Origin of the sequence: Streptomyces sp. NPDC056161 (assembly GCF_042268025.1) — a bacterium.
GTDB lineage: Bacteria > Actinomycetota > Actinomycetes > Streptomycetales > Streptomycetaceae > Streptomyces.
Map to the genome: position 1 here is coordinate 91,411 of NZ_JBHJUV010000015.1, position 15,806 is coordinate 107,216.

General features: G+C 73.9%; 15 protein-coding genes. 7 read left to right on the forward strand and 8 right to left on the reverse strand.

From position 1 onward, the window contains the following. Positions 1–269 precede the first annotated feature (269 nt). The 6 genes from ACFC09_RS16320 (at position 270) to ACFC09_RS16345 (ending at position 6,977) form a co-directional block, all read left to right on the forward strand. Positions 270–2,723: a SpoIIE family protein phosphatase gene (locus tag ACFC09_RS16320; protein WP_376528216.1), complete on the forward strand. Its 2,454-nt coding sequence runs from the start codon at positions 270–272 to the stop codon at positions 2,721–2,723. A 79-nt stretch (positions 2,724–2,802) separates the two neighbouring features. Next, positions 2,803–3,078, forward strand: coding sequence for a hypothetical protein (locus ACFC09_RS16325; protein ID WP_376528218.1), 276 nt, complete (start codon positions 2,803–2,805; stop codon positions 3,076–3,078). 146 nt (positions 3,079–3,224) lie between these two features. Continuing rightward, a complete protein-coding gene (locus ACFC09_RS16330; protein WP_376528221.1) occupies positions 3,225–4,292 on the forward strand; it encodes a glucose-1-phosphate thymidylyltransferase in 1,068 nt (355 codons plus the stop codon). Further along, the gene (gene rfbB, locus ACFC09_RS16335) at positions 4,289–5,260 is read left to right on the forward strand and encodes a dTDP-glucose 4,6-dehydratase (RefSeq protein ID WP_376528223.1); all 972 of its coding nucleotides are present in this window, start codon (positions 4,289–4,291) and stop codon (positions 5,258–5,260) included. Before ACFC09_RS16330 ends, rfbB begins: the two co-directional genes overlap by 4 nt. Further along, on the forward strand, positions 5,257–6,177 hold the full coding sequence (gene rfbD, locus ACFC09_RS16340) for a dTDP-4-dehydrorhamnose reductase (protein WP_376528225.1): 921 nt from the start codon (positions 5,257–5,259) through the stop codon (positions 6,175–6,177). Before rfbB ends, rfbD begins: the two co-directional genes overlap by 4 nt. Beyond that, the gene (locus tag ACFC09_RS16345) at positions 6,174–6,977 is read left to right on the forward strand and encodes a class I SAM-dependent methyltransferase (protein WP_376528227.1); all 804 of its coding nucleotides are present in this window, start codon (positions 6,174–6,176) and stop codon (positions 6,975–6,977) included. Before rfbD ends, ACFC09_RS16345 begins: the two co-directional genes overlap by 4 nt. Here ACFC09_RS16345 and rfbC read toward each other — a convergent pair. The 4 genes from rfbC to ACFC09_RS16365 all read right to left on the reverse strand — a co-directional run bounded on the left by rfbC (position 6,967) and on the right by ACFC09_RS16365 (position 11,027). Continuing rightward, entirely contained in the window at positions 6,967–7,575 is a 609-nt protein-coding gene (rfbC, locus tag ACFC09_RS16350) for a dTDP-4-dehydrorhamnose 3,5-epimerase (RefSeq protein WP_376528230.1), read from the reverse strand. The genes ACFC09_RS16345 and rfbC overlap by 11 nt on opposite strands. A 4-nt stretch (positions 7,576–7,579) precedes the next feature. Then, positions 7,580–9,547 (reverse strand): glycosyltransferase family 2 protein, encoded by a 1,968-nt coding sequence (locus tag ACFC09_RS16355; RefSeq protein ID WP_376528232.1) that lies wholly within the window; start codon positions 9,545–9,547, stop codon positions 7,580–7,582. Positions 9,548–9,680: 133 nt separating this feature from the next. After that, entirely contained in the window at positions 9,681–10,265 is a 585-nt protein-coding gene (locus ACFC09_RS16360) for a hydrolase (protein WP_376528234.1), read from the reverse strand. A 324-nt stretch (positions 10,266–10,589) separates the two neighbouring features. Next, entirely contained in the window at positions 10,590–11,027 is a 438-nt protein-coding gene (locus ACFC09_RS16365; protein ID WP_376528237.1) for a MarR family winged helix-turn-helix transcriptional regulator, read from the reverse strand. Between the two features lie 218 nt (positions 11,028–11,245). On the opposite strand from ACFC09_RS16365, the gene ACFC09_RS16370 reads away from it, so the two are divergent. Then, on the forward strand, positions 11,246–11,746 hold the full coding sequence (locus ACFC09_RS16370; protein WP_376528240.1) for a metallophosphoesterase family protein: 501 nt from the start codon (positions 11,246–11,248) through the stop codon (positions 11,744–11,746). A 102-nt stretch (positions 11,747–11,848) separates the two neighbouring features. Here the strand turns inward: ACFC09_RS16370 and ACFC09_RS16375 are convergent, their stop codons facing one another. Genes ACFC09_RS16375 through ACFC09_RS16390 form a run of 4 tightly spaced genes read right to left on the reverse strand, consistent with a single transcriptional unit; the run spans position 11,849 to position 15,794 of the window. After that, entirely contained in the window at positions 11,849–12,481 is a 633-nt protein-coding gene (locus tag ACFC09_RS16375) for an SRPBCC family protein (RefSeq protein WP_376528243.1), read from the reverse strand. Positions 12,482–12,497: 16 nt separating this feature from the next. Beyond that, entirely contained in the window at positions 12,498–13,613 is a 1,116-nt protein-coding gene (locus tag ACFC09_RS16380; protein ID WP_376528246.1) for an XdhC family protein, read from the reverse strand. Beyond that, positions 13,606–14,913: a VWA domain-containing protein gene (locus ACFC09_RS16385; protein ID WP_376528250.1), complete on the reverse strand. Its 1,308-nt coding sequence runs from the start codon at positions 14,911–14,913 to the stop codon at positions 13,606–13,608. Before ACFC09_RS16385 ends, ACFC09_RS16380 begins: the two co-directional genes overlap by 8 nt. After that, the gene (locus ACFC09_RS16390; protein WP_376528253.1) at positions 14,910–15,794 is read right to left on the reverse strand and encodes an AAA family ATPase; all 885 of its coding nucleotides are present in this window, start codon (positions 15,792–15,794) and stop codon (positions 14,910–14,912) included. The genes ACFC09_RS16385 and ACFC09_RS16390 overlap by 4 nt, the downstream gene beginning before the upstream one ends. Between the last annotated feature and the right edge of the window lie 12 nt (positions 15,795–15,806).

Here is a 15,806-nt window from a genome sequence, read left to right on the forward strand (position 1 = left end):
TACGCCCCGGCCGTCGCAGCGAGAAGGCTGTGCGGAACCGGAGCGCGCGGGCGGGCGGGGGCGATCGGAAGCGCGCGCCGCGGAGGAGAGGCGCGGGGCGGCGGGCAGTACGGGACACCGGGGGGCACGCGAACCGGCCTCGCCGCCGGTCACCGTCCGTGTGGTGACCGTCCGTGTCGGTGGGCGCCGCGGGAACACCGTGGGAAACCCGTGCTCGCGACTCCATGGAACGGTCACAGGGGCTGCGCGGGCGCCCCATAAGCGCTGTAATGGCGGATGTGGTCACTGACGGCGCGGCGCTGCGCGGAACCAGGAGGGAGCGTGCCGAAGCCGCCCTCGACGCACTCGCCGCCGATCCCCGGACCGCCCACCGGACCCACCGCGTGCTCGAACAGGCACTGGTCCTCGCCGGCGCGGCGTTCGCCGGCCTGTACACCCTCAGTGACGACGGCACCCTGCTGTGCCTGACCGAGTCGGCGGGACTGCCGCGCACGATGTACGGACTGCGCGACACCCATCCCGTCGCCGGCCGCTCACCGGCCGCCGAGGCGCACCGCACCGGGCGTCCGCAATGGCTCGGCCCCGGGGAACTGGCAGGCCACCCGGGGGCGCGCCGCCGGACCCCGTTCCCGGACGTCAGCCTGGCCGCCCTCCCGGTGTGCGACGGCGCCGGCCTGCTGCTCGCCGTGACCGAGGCCCCCGGCGGCTTCGACCGCGAGGACCGCGCCTGCCTGGAACTTCTCGCCGCCGCGACCACCACACCCGTCCCGGCCGGGCCGGGGGAGACCGGGGACCTGCCCGCCGACGCCTTCGGCCTGGCCATGGACACCGGCCAGGTCGAGGTCGGCGACGGCATCCTGGAGCTGTTCCGGATCGACCGGAACGCGTTCGACGGCCGGATCGAGACGCTGCTCGCCCTGACCGTGCCCGAGGACCTGCCCTCGCTCATGTCCGCCGTCGAGGCCGACCCGGTGTCCCTCGGCGAACGCGACTTGGAGTTCCGCGTCCTGCAGCCTTCCGGCCCGCCGAAGTGGCTGCGGCTGCGCGGTCGGCTGCGGCCCGCGGGCGAAGGCCGCCCGGCCCGGCTCGTCGGCACCGTCGCGGACGCCTTCACGCTCCGCTCCGACGTCACTGACGTGGCCCGGGTGCAGCGCCTGGCCGCGTCCCTCGCCACCGCGGGCACTGTCAAGGAGGTCAGCCAGGCCGTGGTGGCGACGCTGCGTACACCGTTGCAGGCCGACCGGATCGCCCTCGCCGAGCTGGAGAACGACCGGCTCGTGGTCACCGTCCTCGATCCGCCCGAGCCCGACGCCTGGCCCGAGTTGTGGCGCACCGAGTGGCGCACCGAGTGGCCCGACGCACCGGTGCGCTCCATGCCCACCCTCGCCGCGGCCCTGGGCGAGGGCCGCGCCCAGGTCTGGCCCGCCGACTCCGACCTGGAACCCGCTCTCGTCGGGGTCGGACCCGGCGGCCTGGCTGTGCTGCCGCTGCCCGCCGACGGCCGCATGACCGGCGCCTGCCTCATCGGCTGGGACCGCCCGCATGACTTCGGACCGGACGAGAGCGCCCTGCTCACCGCCTGCGCGGGCCTGATAGGACAGGCGCTGATGCGGGTCCGCGCCTTCGACGCCGAGCACGAACTGGTCGGCATGCTCCAGCGCGCGGTGCTGCCCCGCCGCCTGCCCCGGCTGCCCGGCGCGGTCGCCGTCGCCCGCTATCTGCCGACCACCGCCGGCCTGGAGGTGGGCGGCGACTGGTACGACGTGATCCCGCTGCCCGACAACCACGTGGCCCTCGTCATCGGCGACGTCCAGGGCCACAACGCGGGCGCCGCCACCCTCATGGGCCAGATGCGCACCGCGCTGCGCGCCTACGCGGCCGAGGGCCACCCGCCGGACGTCGTCGTCTCGCACGCCAACCGGCTGCTGCTGGAGATGGAGACGGACCTCTTCGCCACCTGCTGCTACGTCGACGTCGACCTGGAGGAGGGCTCGGCCTGGTTCGTACGCGCCGGCCACGTGCCGCCGGTGCTGCGCCTCCCGGACGGCAGCACACAGGTGGTGGAGGTGGCGGGCGGTCCGCCGCTCGGTGTGCTGGTCCGGGCGGAGTTCCCGATGACTCCGGTGCGGCTGCCGCCCGGCAGCCTGCTCGCGCTGACCACCGACGGCCTGGTGGAGTCCGCCGAGACCGACATCGACGTGGGTCTTGCCCGGCTCGCCCACGAGCTCGGCGCCGCCGACCCGGCCCGTCCGGGCTCCGTCGCCGACGCCCTGCTCGGCGGCGCCCACCGCGACGACGACGTGGCCCTGCTGCTGATGCGCTACGACGGCATGGCCGTGCGCCCGCGGCGGGAGAGCTGGACGGTGTGGCGGGTGCCGGAGGCCGCACGGCACGCCCGGCGCTTCACCCTGCGCACCCTGCGCGCCTGGGGGCTGCCCGCGGACGCCGTGGACGCCGTGCTGCTCGTCGTCTCCGAACTGGTCACCAACGCCCTCGTGCACACCACCGGCCCGGTCCGGCTCGACCTCACGCTGGTCGGCAGCCGCTGCCGGGTCGCCGTCGCCGACGCCTCGCCGCGCACCCCCGTCAAGCCCACCAGTCTCGGCTGGGAGGCCACGGGCGGCCGGGGCATCCTGCTGGTGGAGGCCGTGTCGACGGCGTGGGGAACCGTACCGGCGGGCGGCGGCAAGCAGGTGTGGGCCGACGTCATGATCGGCGACTGACCGCCACACGGGTACGGGTACCGGCTCCGCCCGCAGGTCGCGGGTGCGTGGCGCGGGAGCCGTGCCTAGGGTCCTTGCCGTGTCGCACACCTTCGAAGAACTCGTCGCCAAACGGCGCGCCGTCGATGCCGCCCACGCCCAGGTGGAGGAGCTGCGGGAGACCTACGGGCCCCCGGCCGAGGGCCAGTTGACCGCAACCCAGGCGGACACCTACGAGACCGCCGTGCGGGCCTGGCGCGACCTGGCCCGGGACCTGCGGACCGCGCTGAGCGAGTACGCCCGGGACGAGGGCCGGTCCCTGACCGAGATCGAGGACGATGTGCGGCGCGCCATGGTCGAACCGGAGGGTGACTGAAGGTGTCTCCTCGGCGACGGGAACCCCACGCGCCGCTGGATCGCACTCTCCCGTAAACCTTCCGTAGAGCACAGGACGTACCTTCTTAACCAACCAGTAAGAGAATCGAAGGTTCGATCCGAACGATCACCTATAGGGTGTGGCAGATGAAAGCACTCGTGCTCTCGGGTGGCGCAGGTACCCGGTTGCGGCCGATCACGCACACGTCGGCCAAGCAGCTCGTACCGGTGGCGAACAAGCCCGTGCTGTTCTACGGGCTGGAGTCCATCGCCGCCGCCGGGATCACCGAGGTCGGGATGATCGTCGGCGAAACCGCCGCGGAGATCGAGGCGGCGGTCGGCGACGGCTCGGAGTTCGGGCTCAAGGTCACCTACATCCCCCAGGCGCGGCCCCTGGGGCTGGCCCACGCGGTGCTGATCGCCCGGGACTTCCTCGGGGACGACGACTTCGTGATGTACCTCGGCGACAACTTCGTGGTCGGCGGCATCAGCGCCCTCGTCGACGAGTTCCAGGCGCACCGCCCCGACGCCCAGATCCTGCTCACCCACGTCCCCGACCCGCGCTCCTTCGGCGTCGCCGAACTCGACGCCGCCGGCCGGGTGGTGGGCCTGGAGGAGAAGCCGCAGCGGCCCAAGAGCGATCTGGCGCTGGTCGGGGTCTACCTGTTCAGCCCCGCCGTCCACGAGGCCGTACGCGCCATAGAGCCGTCCTGGCGTGGCGAACTGGAGATCACCGACGCCATCCAGCGCCTCATCGACACCCGTGCCGACGTGCGCTCCACCCTCATCGAGGGCTACTGGAAGGACACCGGCAACGTCGGGGACATGCTGGAGGTCAATCGGACCGTCCTGGAGTCGGCCGAGCGGCGGATCGACGGCGAGGTGGACGAGCGGTCCGAGACCGTCGGCCGGGTGGTGGTCGAGGCGGGAGCGCGGATAGTGAACTCCCGGATCGTCGGCCCCGCGGTCATCGGCTCGGGAACCGTCGTCCGCGACTCCTACGTCGGCCCCTTCACCTCCGTCGCGGAGAACTGCCGGATCACCGACAGCGAACTGGAGTTCTCCATCGTGCTGCGGGACTCCTCCATCCAGGGGGTGGGCCGGATCGAGTCCTCGCTGATCGGACGGCACGTCGAGGTGACCCCCACGACCACCGTGCCCAGTGCCCACCGCCTCGTCCTCGGAGACCACAGCAAGGTGCAGATCTGTTCATGAATCTCCTCGTCACCGGCGCCGCCGGGTTCATAGGTTCCGCTTACGTCCGGGCGCTCCTCGCCGACGACGGGCCGCACGCCCCCCGGATCACGGTGCTGGACAAGCTCACCTACGCCGGTACGCTCACGAACCTCCCCGCCGCGCATCCCCGCCTCGACTTCGTGCAGGGCGACATCCGCGACGCGGACCTGGTCGACAAGCTGATGGCGGACGCCGACCAGGTCGTGCACTTCGCCGCCGAGTCGCACGTCGACCGGTCCATCGACGGGGCGGGCGAGTTCGTGCTCACCAACGTCGTCGGCACGCAGACGCTGCTGGACGCGGCCCTGCGCCACGGTGTCGGCCCGTTCGTGCACATATCCACCGACGAGGTCTACGGCTCCATCGAGTCCGGCTCCTGGCCCGAGACCCACCCGCTGGCCCCCAACTCCCCGTACTCCGCCTCCAAGGCGTCCTCCGACCTGCTCGCTCTCGCGTACCACCGCACCCACGGACTGGACGTCCGGGTCACCCGCTGCTCCAACAACTACGGCCCGCACCAGTTCCCCGAGAAGGTCGTCCCGCTGTTCGTCACCAACCTGCTGGACGGCCTGCGGGTCCCGCTGTACGGGGACGGGCGCAACGTCCGCGACTGGCTGCACGTCGACGACCACTGCCGGGGCATCGAACTGGTCCGGACGAAGGGCCGCCCCGGCGAGGTCTACAACATCGGCGGCGGCACCGAACTGACCAACCGGGAGCTCACCGGTCTGCTCCTCGAAGCCTGCGGCGCCGACTGGGGCCGGGTCGACCACGTCGCCGACCGCAAGGGCCACGACCTGCGCTACTCCGTCGACTGGAGCAAGGCCCGCGACGAACTGGGCTACCGCCCCCGGCGCGACTTCAGCGCCGGCCTCGCCGAGACCGTCGCCTGGTACCGCGACCGGCGTGCCTGGTGGGAGCCGCTCAAGCAGCGGGGGACACGATGAGGTGGCTGGTCACTGGGGCGGGCGGCATGCTCGGCCGGGACACGGTCGAGGAACTGCGGCGGCGCGGCGCGGACGTGACCGGCCTGGACCGCACCGCCCTCGACATCACCGAACCCGACGCGATCCGCCGGGCGCTCGCGGAACACCGCCCGGACCTGGTCGTCAACTGTGCCGCGTACACGGCCGTCGACGACGCCGAGACCGACGAGGCGCGTGCGCTCACCGTCAACGGCGACGGGCCGCGTCTCGTCGCCCGCGCCTGCGCCGCCCACGGCACCCGCCTGATCCACGTCTCCACCGACTACGTCTTCGGCGGCGAGGCACCCCTGTGCGCTCCCGACCCCGCCCGGCCGGAGCGGACCCGGATCACGCCCTACCCCGAGGACCACCCGCCGGCCCCGCGCACCGCCTACGGCCGTACCAAACTCGCCGGCGAGCAGGCGGTCCTCGCGGAACTCCCGGGGGCCGCCGCCGTCGTCCGCACCGCCTGGCTGTACGGCGTCCACGGACGGAATTTCGTGCGCACGATGCTCGACCTGGAGGCCCGCCGGGACACCCTCGACGTGGTCGACGACCAGCGCGGCCAGCCGACCTGGAGCGCGGACGTGGCCGCGCGGATCGCGGACCTCGGCACCCGGCTCGCCCGGGACGGCGGCGCGCACGGTGTCTTCCACGCGACCAGTTCCGGCGAGGCCACCTGGCACGAACTGGCCCAGGAGGTCTTCCTGCTGGCGGGCGCGGACCCCAACCGGGTGCGCCCCGTCGGCAGCGCCGCCTTCCCCCGTCCGGCTCCCCGGCCCGCCTACAGCGTCCTCGGGCACGGCCGGTGGCGGGAGGCCGGCCTGGAACCGCTGCGCGACTGGCGGTCCGCCCTGCACGAAGCACTGCCCCATATCCGCAAGGAGATGTCCCAGTGAAACGGCACGAGTTCCTGCGGGAGCTGCACAAGGTCACCGCGAACCGCAACTACCTGGAGATCGGCGTCAACGACGGCCGCAGCCTGACGCTGTCCCGGGTGCCGAGCATCGCGATCGACCCCGCGTTCAAGGTGGTCACGGAGATCCGCTGCGACGTGCACCTCGCCAAGGCGACGAGCGACGACTTCTTCGCAAGGGAGAACCCCCTCGCACATCTGCGGGGCGGCCGCCACCCGCTGCGCAACCTGGCCCGCAACCGCAGTCCGTTCGGGTACTGGCGGCGCACCACCCTCGACCTGTCGTTCATCGATGGCATGCACCTGTTCGAGTACGCGCTGCGCGACTTCATCAACATCGAGCGGCACTCGGACTGGGCCAGCGTGATCGTCTTCGACGACATGCTGCCGCGCAGCGTGGACGAGGCGGCCCGGGACCGGCACACCGACGCCTGGACCGGTGACGTCTACAAGCTCGTCGAGATCCTGAACCGCCACCGCCCCGACCTCGTGACGGTACTGGTCGACACCGCGCCCACCGGGCAGCTCCTGGTCTTCGGAGCCGACCCGGAGAGCACGGTGCTCCAGGACAGGTACGACGAGATCATCGCGGAGTTCGAGGTGTCCGACCCGCAGAAGGTGCCCGAGGCGATTCTGGACCGGACGACGGCCGCGCAGCCGCAGGCGCTGCTGTCGGCCGGTTTCTGGGCGCCGCTGGCGGCGGCCCGCAACCGCGGGACCAAGCGGTCCCGCGGCTGGGAGCCGCTGCGTCGCGCGGTGGCGCAGTTCGGCGTCAGTCGCTGAGCCGACCCGAGCGCAGCCGCTCGTAGAAGGCGGAGCAGTCCGCGTGGCTGGGAAGCAGCCCGGACCGCTCCGCCTCGGCCAGCGTGGGGGCGGCGGCGTCCTTCTCGGACAGCACCGGTTCGATGCCCCGCGGCCACTCGATGCCCAGCTCGGGGTCGAGCGGGTGCACCCCGTGCTCACGCTCCGGCAGGTAGCCGGTCGAGCACAGGTACATCACCGTCGCGTCGTCGGTGAGCGCCATGAACGCGTGCCCGAGCCCTTCGGCCAGGAACACCGCGTGCCGGTCGGCGTCGTCCAGCCGTACCGCCTCCCACTGTCCGTAGGTGGGGGAGCCGACGCGGATGTCCACCACCACGTCGAGCACGGATCCGTTCACGCACGTCACGTACTTGGCCTGACCGGGCGGTACGTCGGCGAAGTGCACCCCGCGCAGCACGCCCCGACGGGACACCGAGCAGTTCGCCTGGGCCAGCGTCCAGTCGTACCCGGTGGCCTCGCGGAACTCCTCGCCCCGGAACCACTCGTGGAAGCTGCCCCGATGGTCCTGGTACACCTTGGGCTCCAATACCCAGGCTCCCGCTATTTCCAGTGCCCGCACTCCGTCACGCCTTCCGTGTTGTCCTTCGCTCTCCCGTCCCGCGCAGGGCGGCGCCCAGGATGCTCCGCGCGCGACGCACCAGTCGGCGGTGCACCGGGCCCGGTGCCGTGGAACGGGTCAGCTGGGCGCCGCCGGAGCGCCGGGGCCGCAGGACGAGCGGCAGCGGCAGGAAGCGGGGCGTCACGCTCCGCGGCGCCGGGCACACCTCCAGCCGCCAGGCGGCGCCCCGCAGCTCGCGCAGCGGCACCTGGGCCTCCAGGAGCGAGCCGGTGCCCTGCGCCGGGGTGAGCGTCCCCGGTCGCTCGGTCTGCTTGCCGCCGGCCGAGTCGGTCAGCCGCAGCAGGACGTCGACGCGGTCCACCACGTACAGGGGGAGTGCGACGGTCAGCAGATCGGCGCCGGAGACCGCGGCGTCCTCGGGCGTCAGCCGCCCGAGGCCCAGCGACTTGCCCGCCTTGTCGACGTCCAGGGAGAAGTTGTCGTGCTGTTTGGTCCAGTACGGCAGCACCACGCGCTCGGCGACGGCCCCGGCCGGCGGAGTGGGGCGGTCAGGACCGCGGACCGGACCCAGCCGGCACTCCTTGGTCCAGCCGCCGAGGGCGACCCGGACGTACGCGTCCCACAGGCCCGCGTGGAGCGGGACGCCGTCCGCCGCGGTGCCGGGGTCGACGGCGGCCGTCGCGCGCAGCACCAGCCGGACGCGCCCGTCGTCGGCCGGGACCTGCTCGTGGGTGATCTCGACCGGCTGGAAGAAGGAGGCGGCGCTGGACCGGTCCCGCAGGATGAGGTCGGCGGTGGCCTTCTCGAAGCCCGCGACCGCGTCCGCTCCGAGCCAGGCCGTCGACTGGGCCAGATCCCGGGGTGCCTCGGCGGCCGGAGTGCGGGCCCCGCCGACGGGGAAGGCCAGGGGCTCGCCGTCGCGCTTGTACTCGGCGGTGAAGTCCACCCATAGCGTCCCGTCACGCCACTCGACGCCGGTCGGCGCGGCCTTGGGAGCGACCCCGGCCTCCCACTCGGCCTGGGCGACCAGGTCGTCGTACCGGTCGTCCCTGATCAGCGCGGCGACGATGCGCTGCGCGGGGCGCAGGCCGGCGGCGACACCGGGACCGAACCGTTCGACGACCACCGCGCGCATCTCGTGGAACAGCTCCCGCCGGTAGTCGTCCGGGAGGCCGAGCAGGCGCCGGCCGCTCATCCGGTCCACGATCTCCACGCGCAGCCAGCGGCGCAGCAGCCGGTCGCGGCGCGGGCCCGGCTCGGTGTACCGCTCGACCACGTCCAGGGCCTCGCGGAGGTTCTTGTAGTAGCCCACGGGGTCGAAGCGCTGGAATCCGGCGTTCGAGGCGTCGTCCCGCTTCACGTGGTAGTAGCACACGTAGTCGCTGAGCACGGAGACGTTGTCCGCGCGCAGATATGCCTCCGTGACGAAGACGTGGTCCTCCAGGCGGCGCCGGCCCTCGGGGAAGCGCAGCCCGGTGCGGTCCAGGAAGTCGCGCCGGACCATCTTGTGCGGGGTCAGGCTGTCGATGAGCGGGGCGTTGTCCACGGTGGCGTGCGGGTGGTTGCGCCGGAACAGCTCCACGGGCACCGGGCGGCCCTTGCCGGCCATCTTGCCCACGACGACGTCGGCCTTGTTCGTCACCCCGTACTCGTACATCCGCTCCAGGGCCTCGTCGCCGAGGTAGTCGTCGTTGTCGACGAACATCACGAACTCGCCGCGGGCGGCCTCGATCCCCACGTTGCGCGGTTTGCCCGACCAGCCGGAGTTCGGCTGGTGGACGACGGTGAACTGCGGGTGCGCGGCGGCCAGCTCGTCCAGTCTGGCCGGGGTGGCATCGGTGGAACCGTCGTCGACGAAGATCACCTCGTACTGGTCCCGGGGCAGCGACTGACGCAGCATCGAGGCGACGCAGTCCTCGATGTAAGGCCCGGGATTGTAGACCGGGACGATGACACTGACCTTGACCGGCATCCGGCTTCCTGGCCCCCTCGGCTCGCTTTCCGTTGCCTCCATGGCAGCGTGTGCGTGGCCGAATGTTAACCCGGCCCCCGGTAAGGACGGCGTTTGCCCTCGACCGGAGGCCGGGCCCGGGTGTCGGCCGACGTCAGCCGTGGGTCTTGGCCAGGAGTTGCAGGATCTCCGCCGTCGTGCCCGTCTCGCCGAGCCGCGGGAAGATCCGCTCGACGCTGCCCGCGTGCGCCTCGGCGCTCAGGTCGGCCACGGCGTCCGTGGCGACGGCGACGTGGTAGCCGTGCTCGTACGCGGCGCGGGCGGTGGACTCGACGCCGATGCTGGTCGCTATGCCGGTCAGCACGATCTGGGTGACACCCCGGCGGCGCAGCTGGACGTCGAGGTCGGTGCCGTGGAAGGCGCCCCAGTTGCGCTTGGTGACGTGGATGTCGCCGGGGTGGCCGGACAGCTCGTCGACGATGACGTCCCAGCCCTCCGGGTAGGAGCGGGCCGGTGCCTGGTGCTCGGTGCGGCCGGGGACCCGGTCCGAACCGTCCTGCGCGAAGGTCACGCGGACCAGGACCACGGGCAGGTCCCGGGCCCGGAAGGCGTCGGCCAGCTCCGCCGAGCGGGCCACCACTTCGGGGCCGCCGTACGGCTGGGTGGGCGCGCCGGCGATGCCGCGCTGGAGGTCGATCACGACGAGGGCGGTGCGGGGGTCGAGGGCGGTGAGTGCCATCGGTAGGGCCTTTCGGGGCTTGTCTCGGGATGTTCGGGATGTTCAGGATGTTCGGGGTGTTCGGGGTGCGGGCGGACCGGGGGACGCTCGGGGGAGCGGTCCGGTGCGGTCACCGCCGGCGCGGAGCCGGACCGGCACGGCGTGCCGGCGGTCGTGACCTCGGTCGGCCGGGCCGGGCGGCCCGGCCGACCCCGGGGCGGAGGCGACTGTCGAGGCGGTGGCGCACGGGGCCGTCCGCCGGTGCGCCGTGGTCGGGGGCGGTGCCGGTGGGATGGTCGCCCGCGATGGTCGTCGACTGCCGAGAGCGTCCGGTGGGCCTCGGTGTCACTGCTGCGACAGCCGTTCCAGGAGGGCCAGTGCCTTGAGGACGGTGTGCCGTTCCTCCTCGCTGAACCGGTCCTGGAAGGCGCGGGCCAGCCACTCCTCACGCGCCTGCCGGTTGCCCTCGACGCGGGCCTGGCCGGCGTCGGTGAGGGTCACCAGCTGCCGACGGCCGTCGTCGGGGTCGGGGGTGCGGCGGATCAGACCCTGCTGGTCGAGTACGGCGAGGGTGGCGGCCATCGACTGCGGCCGTACCCCCTCCGCGGTCGCCAGGGCACTGGCCGTGGCGGCGCCGTGTTTGCCGACCAGGGTGAGCGCCGACTCCTGGGAGGGGGTGAGGTCGGCGTCCTGGGCGACCTCGCGGATACGGCGCCGCATCCGGCTGAGCACCACGCGCAGGTCGCGCGCGGCACGAGTGGCGGAGCCCGAGATGTCGTCCATGGCCAGCACCCTAGACAACGCAGCCAAGACTGTCCAGTTGGAACTGTTCAGGTAGCCTGCGAACTATCTCCGTGGATCGCTGTCCGTCGTGCCACCCCACCCGCGAGGTACGCGGCGACCCCGCCGACCGGACACCCGAGCGGTGACAGCCAGGTCCGTCTCCCGGCCCGCCGCCCGTCGGCCCGCCCCGCCGGGACGTGTCGGCCTACGCTGGCCGGGTGCGCCTGCTCCTCATGTCCGACACCCACCTGCCACGGCGGGCCGAGCGGCTGCCGGAACCGCTGCTCGCCGAGCTGCCGCACGCCGACGTGGTGGTCCATGCCGGCGACTGGGTCGACACCGCCACCCTCGACCTGCTGGAGAGCCGCAGCCGGCGGCTCATCGCGGTGTACGGCAACAACGACGGACCGCTGCTGCGGGCCCGCCTCCCCGAGGTGGCCCGCGCCGAACTGGGCGGCCTGCGCCTCGGCGTCGTCCACGAGACCGGACCCGCCGCGGGCCGCGAGACGCGCTGCGCCGCCCGCTTCCCCGACCTCGACGTCCTGGTCTTCGGCCACAGCCACATCCCCTGGGACACCACGGCCCCGACCGGCCTGCGCCTGCTCAACCCCGGTTCGCCGACGGACCGCCGACGGCAGCCGCACTGCACGTACCTCACGGCGACCCTCACCGACGGCGCGCTCACGGACGTGACGCTCCACCGGCTGCCCCAGCGGTAGGCCCACGGCGGAAAGGGGAGGGCGCCCGGCCACGACGCGCCGAGGACGACCGGCGCACCGCACTCCCGCCGACCCGTCCGGGGCGGACGGTTCGGCGGGCGCTCAGCGGCACCGCCGGGGGCACCCGCGCCGCAGCCGTCGGCACACGCCTCCCAGCACCAGCAGCAGCACCGCCAGCACCGCCGCCGCGCCCGCCGCCCGCTTGGCCACCGGCAGCCCGGCCGCCCGGACCAGGTCGAGCGGTTCCGGCTCCGCCGCCGGCGGAGCGGGCTGTTCGCCCATCGCCCCGGGCCGCTCGGTGATCCGCTCGCCCAGGCACCGCGCGAACTGGCCCACGAGCCGGTCACCCACCTCCGCCAGCACCCCCCGCCCGAACTGCGCGGGCCGCCCGGTCACCGTCAGGTCGGTACGCACCGACACCGCCGTACCGCCGTCGCGTTCGCTCAGCGTGCCGGTGACCGTGGCCCGCGCCGTCCCCTGCCCGCGGATCTCCCGGCCGCTCGCCACGATCACCATCCGGTGCGCCGTTTCGTCCCGCTCCTCGAAGACGGCCGTGCCCCGGTACGCCACGGTCACCGGCCCGACCTTGACCTTCACTGTGCCGGTCACCGTCGTGCCGTCGAACTCCTGCACCGTCGTCCCCGGCAGGCACGGTGCGATCCGCTCGATGTCGAGGAGCGCGTGCCAGGCGTCGTCGACCGGGACGGGGACGGTGAACTCGTGGTTCAGCTCCATGACTTCCTCCTCGCACTCAGGAAGCGCCCGCCGGATGGATGTCCCCGGCGGTCGCGGTGAGGGGCACGCCGCTGCCGCCCCAGCGCAGCGCGACGATCTCGGCGGCGACGGACACGGCGACCTCCTCGGGCGTACGGGCCCCGAGGTCGAGCCCGAGCGGCGAGCGCAGCCGGGACAGCTCGTCCTCGGTGATCCCGGCCTCGGTCAGCCGTTTCCGGCGTTCGTCGTGGGTACGGCGGCTGCCCATCGCCCCGATGTAGGCGGCCGGCCGGCGCAGCGCCTCCTCCAGCAGCGGCACGTCGAACTTGGGGTCGTGGGTGAGGACGCAGATCACCGTCCGCCCGTCCGTCTCGGTGCCGCTCAGGTAGCGGTGCGGCCAGTCCACGACGACCTCCGCGCCCGCCGGGAACCGCTTGGGCGTGGCGAAGACGGGGCGGGCGTCGCACACGGTGACCCGGTAGCCGAGGAAGTCGCCGATCCGGGCCACCGCCGCCGCGTAGTCGATCGCGCCGAAGACCAGCATCCGGGGCGGCGGCGCGAAGGAGTGCAGGAACACGGTGACCGCGTCCTCGCGGCGCTCGCCGTGCGGCCCGTAGTGCCGTGACCCGGTGGCGCCGAGGGCCAGTTCGCCGCGCGCGTCCGCGGTGACCGCCGCGTCCAGACCGGTCGTGCCGAGCGTGCCGAGCGTGCCGGCCACCGCGCGCGGCCACACGGCCAGCGCGGCGCCGCGCGGCGCGGGCCCGTCGACCACCGTGGCCATGGTCACCGGCTCGCCCCGGTCGACCGACGCGGCGACCGCGCCGAAGACCGGATCGGACGCCGGCGTCACCGGCCGCACCAGCAGGGTGATCTCGCCGCCGCAGGTGAGGCCGACCGCGAACGCGTCCTCGTCGCTGTAGCCGAAGGTTTCGAGACGGGCCTCGCCGCTCGTCACGACCTCCTGCGCCAGCTCGAAGACCGCGCCCTCCACACAGCCCCCGGACACACTGCCCACGACCTCGTCGCCGGGGCCGACCGCCATGGCCGCGCCGGGCCCGCGCGGCGCGCTGCGGCTGACCGCCACGACCTCGGCGAGCCCGAACGGGACGCCCGCCGCGTACCAGCGCTCCAGCGCCGGAAGGATCTCACGCACGTCCCGCTCCTCTCCGCCCGGACTCGCCGAGCGCTCCGGACCCGCCGAGCGCTCCGGACTCGTCGGCCGCTCCGGTTCCGCCGGTCTTCGCGACGCTCCCGCCGGTGGCCTCGGCCGGATCGGCCGCGGCGCCGCGCACCACGGCCGCCAGCCGTTCCAGAGCCGCCAGGCTGTGACCCTCGACGAACGCGTCCACGCTGGGCAGGGCCGCCGCCATCCCCCCGGCCAGCGGCGCGTAACCGGGCCGAGCCTTGCGGGGGTTGGCCCAGACCACCCGGTGCGCCAGGGCGTGCAGCCGGCGCATCTCGGCCCCGAGCGTCGCGGGATCGCCGCGCTCCCAGCCGTCCGAGAGCAGCACGACGACCGCGCCGCGTGCCATGCCACGCTGCCCCCAGCGGTTCAGGAACTCGCGCAGCAGATCGCCGAGCCGGGTGCCGCCGCGCCAGTCCGGCACGGCCGCCGCGAGGGCCGCCATCGCCAGGTCGGGGTCGCGGTGGGAGAGTTCGCGGGTCACCCGGGTCAGCCGGGTGCCGACGGTGAACACCTCCGTCGGCGCCCCGCGCGCCGCCGCGTGCGCGAACCGCAGCAGGGCGTCGGCGTACGGCGCCATCGAACCGCTCACGTCGACGAGCAGCACCACCCGGCGCGGCCGCCGCACGCGCGCGTGCCGCCGAAGCAGCGCGGGCTCCCCGCCGCGCCGCAGCAGTTCCCGCACGGTCCGCCGCGGATCGACGGCGCCGCGCCGGGCCGGGCGGCGGCGGGCGGACAGCCGGGTCTGCCCGTGCGGTGCGAACGCCGCGAGCAGCCGGTTGAGCTGGGCGCGTTCGGCGGCGTCCAGCCCGGCGACGTCCCGGTGCCGCAGCACCTCGGCGGAGCTGGCGAGGGCCCGTACCGGCGGGCCGGGCGGCTCGCCCTCGCCCGGTGCCCGGCCGCCGGGCGGCGCGTCCCGGACGACGAGCCTCGCCCGGGGCGGCGCGGCGGCTCGGGCCGGCGCCGGGGCGTTCGGGCCGGCCGGCCCGAAGTACGCGGCGAACACCCGCTCGTACCGCTCCAGGTCGTCCCGCCCGCCGCACAGCGTCGCCCGGCCCGCCGTGTGCACGTCCGCCCGCACGCCGGGCCGCAGCACGTCCACGGCACGCAGGAAGGCGTACAGCCGCTCGGTGCTCGCGTCGACCCCCGCGGCCCGCAGCGCCCGTACGAAGCCCAGCAGCACCGCGTCCGGCCCCGCCGCCCCGTCCGCCCACCGACCCCTGCCGGGTGCCCGCCACCCGTCGACCGCCCCGCGTCCGGTGTCCGTCATGCCGATCGTGCTCCCCGGGCCGCCAGTACCGCCGTGAGGTCGAGGGACCGGGCCCGCGCCATGTCCTCCCGGTACTTGAGCACCGAGCCCAGCGTGGCCACCGCCAGCTCCGCGTCCACCTCGCTCGCCCCCAGGGCGTCCAGAGCCCGCGCCCAGTCGATCGTCTCGGCCACACCCGGCGGCTTGAGCAGGTCCGCGCCCCGCAACGCCTGCACCAGGGCGGTCACCTGCTCGGCCAGCCGCTCGGCGACCTCCGGCAACCGGCGGCGCACGATGGCCAGTTCACGGGCGAAGGAGGGGTGGTCGAACCAGTGGTACAGACACCGCCGCTTCAGCGCGTCGTGCACCTCCCGGGTCCGGTTCGAGGTCAGCACGACGACCGGCGGCACCTCGGCGCGCAGCGTGCCCAGCTCCGGGACGGTCACCGAGTACTCGGACAGCAGCTCCAGCAGGAACGCCTCGAACTCGTCGTCGGCCCGGTCGATCTCGTCGACCAGAAGCACCGACGGCCACGTCTGCAAGGCCCGTAGCAGCGGCCGGGCGATCAGGAACCTCCGGTCGTACAGCTCGCCCTCCAGCCGCTCCGCGTCGGTGACCCCGGCCGCCTCGGCGGCCCGCAGGTGCAGCAGCTGACGCGGGAAGTCCCAGTCGTACAGGGCCTGCGTGGCATCGATGCCCTCGTGGCACTGCAACCGGATCAGCGGCGCGTCCAGCGCCTCGGCGAGGGCGGCGGCGAGCGCGGTCTTCCCGACGCCCGCGTCGCCCTCGCAGAACAGCGGCCGGTTGAGCCTCAGGGCCAGGAAACAGGTGACGGCCAGTCCCTCGTCGACGAGGTACCCCGTCTCCTCCAGGCGGGTCCGTACCTGCTCCGGGTCGTCCATCCGGGTGATCGG

Excerpts from the sequence above, each read along its gene's own strand:
- rfbB (WP_376528223.1), top strand. The coding sequence starts at position 4,289 with ATGAATCTCCTCGTCACCGGCGCCGCCGGGTTCATAGGTTCCGCTTAC.
- ACFC09_RS16330 (WP_376528221.1), top strand. The coding sequence starts at position 3,225 with ATGAAAGCACTCGTGCTCTCGGGTGGCGCAGGTACCCGGTTGCGGCCG.
- ACFC09_RS16365 (WP_376528237.1), bottom strand. The coding sequence starts at position 11,027 with ATGGACGACATCTCGGGCTCCGCCACTCGTGCCGCGCGCGACCTGCGC.
- ACFC09_RS16355 (WP_376528232.1), bottom strand. The coding sequence starts at position 9,547 with ATGCCGGTCAAGGTCAGTGTCATCGTCCCGGTCTACAATCCCGGGCCT.
- rfbD (WP_376528225.1), top strand. The coding sequence starts at position 5,257 with ATGAGGTGGCTGGTCACTGGGGCGGGCGGCATGCTCGGCCGGGACACG.
- ACFC09_RS16385 (WP_376528250.1), bottom strand. The coding sequence starts at position 14,913 with ATGACGGACACCGGACGCGGGGCGGTCGACGGGTGGCGGGCACCCGGC.
- ACFC09_RS16375 (WP_376528243.1), bottom strand. The coding sequence starts at position 12,481 with ATGGAGCTGAACCACGAGTTCACCGTCCCCGTCCCGGTCGACGACGCC.
- ACFC09_RS16390 (WP_376528253.1), bottom strand. The coding sequence starts at position 15,794 with ATGGACGACCCGGAGCAGGTACGGACCCGCCTGGAGGAGACGGGGTAC.
- ACFC09_RS16360 (WP_376528234.1), bottom strand. The coding sequence starts at position 10,265 with ATGGCACTCACCGCCCTCGACCCCCGCACCGCCCTCGTCGTGATCGAC.
- ACFC09_RS16320 (WP_376528216.1), top strand. The coding sequence starts at position 270 with ATGGCGGATGTGGTCACTGACGGCGCGGCGCTGCGCGGAACCAGGAGG.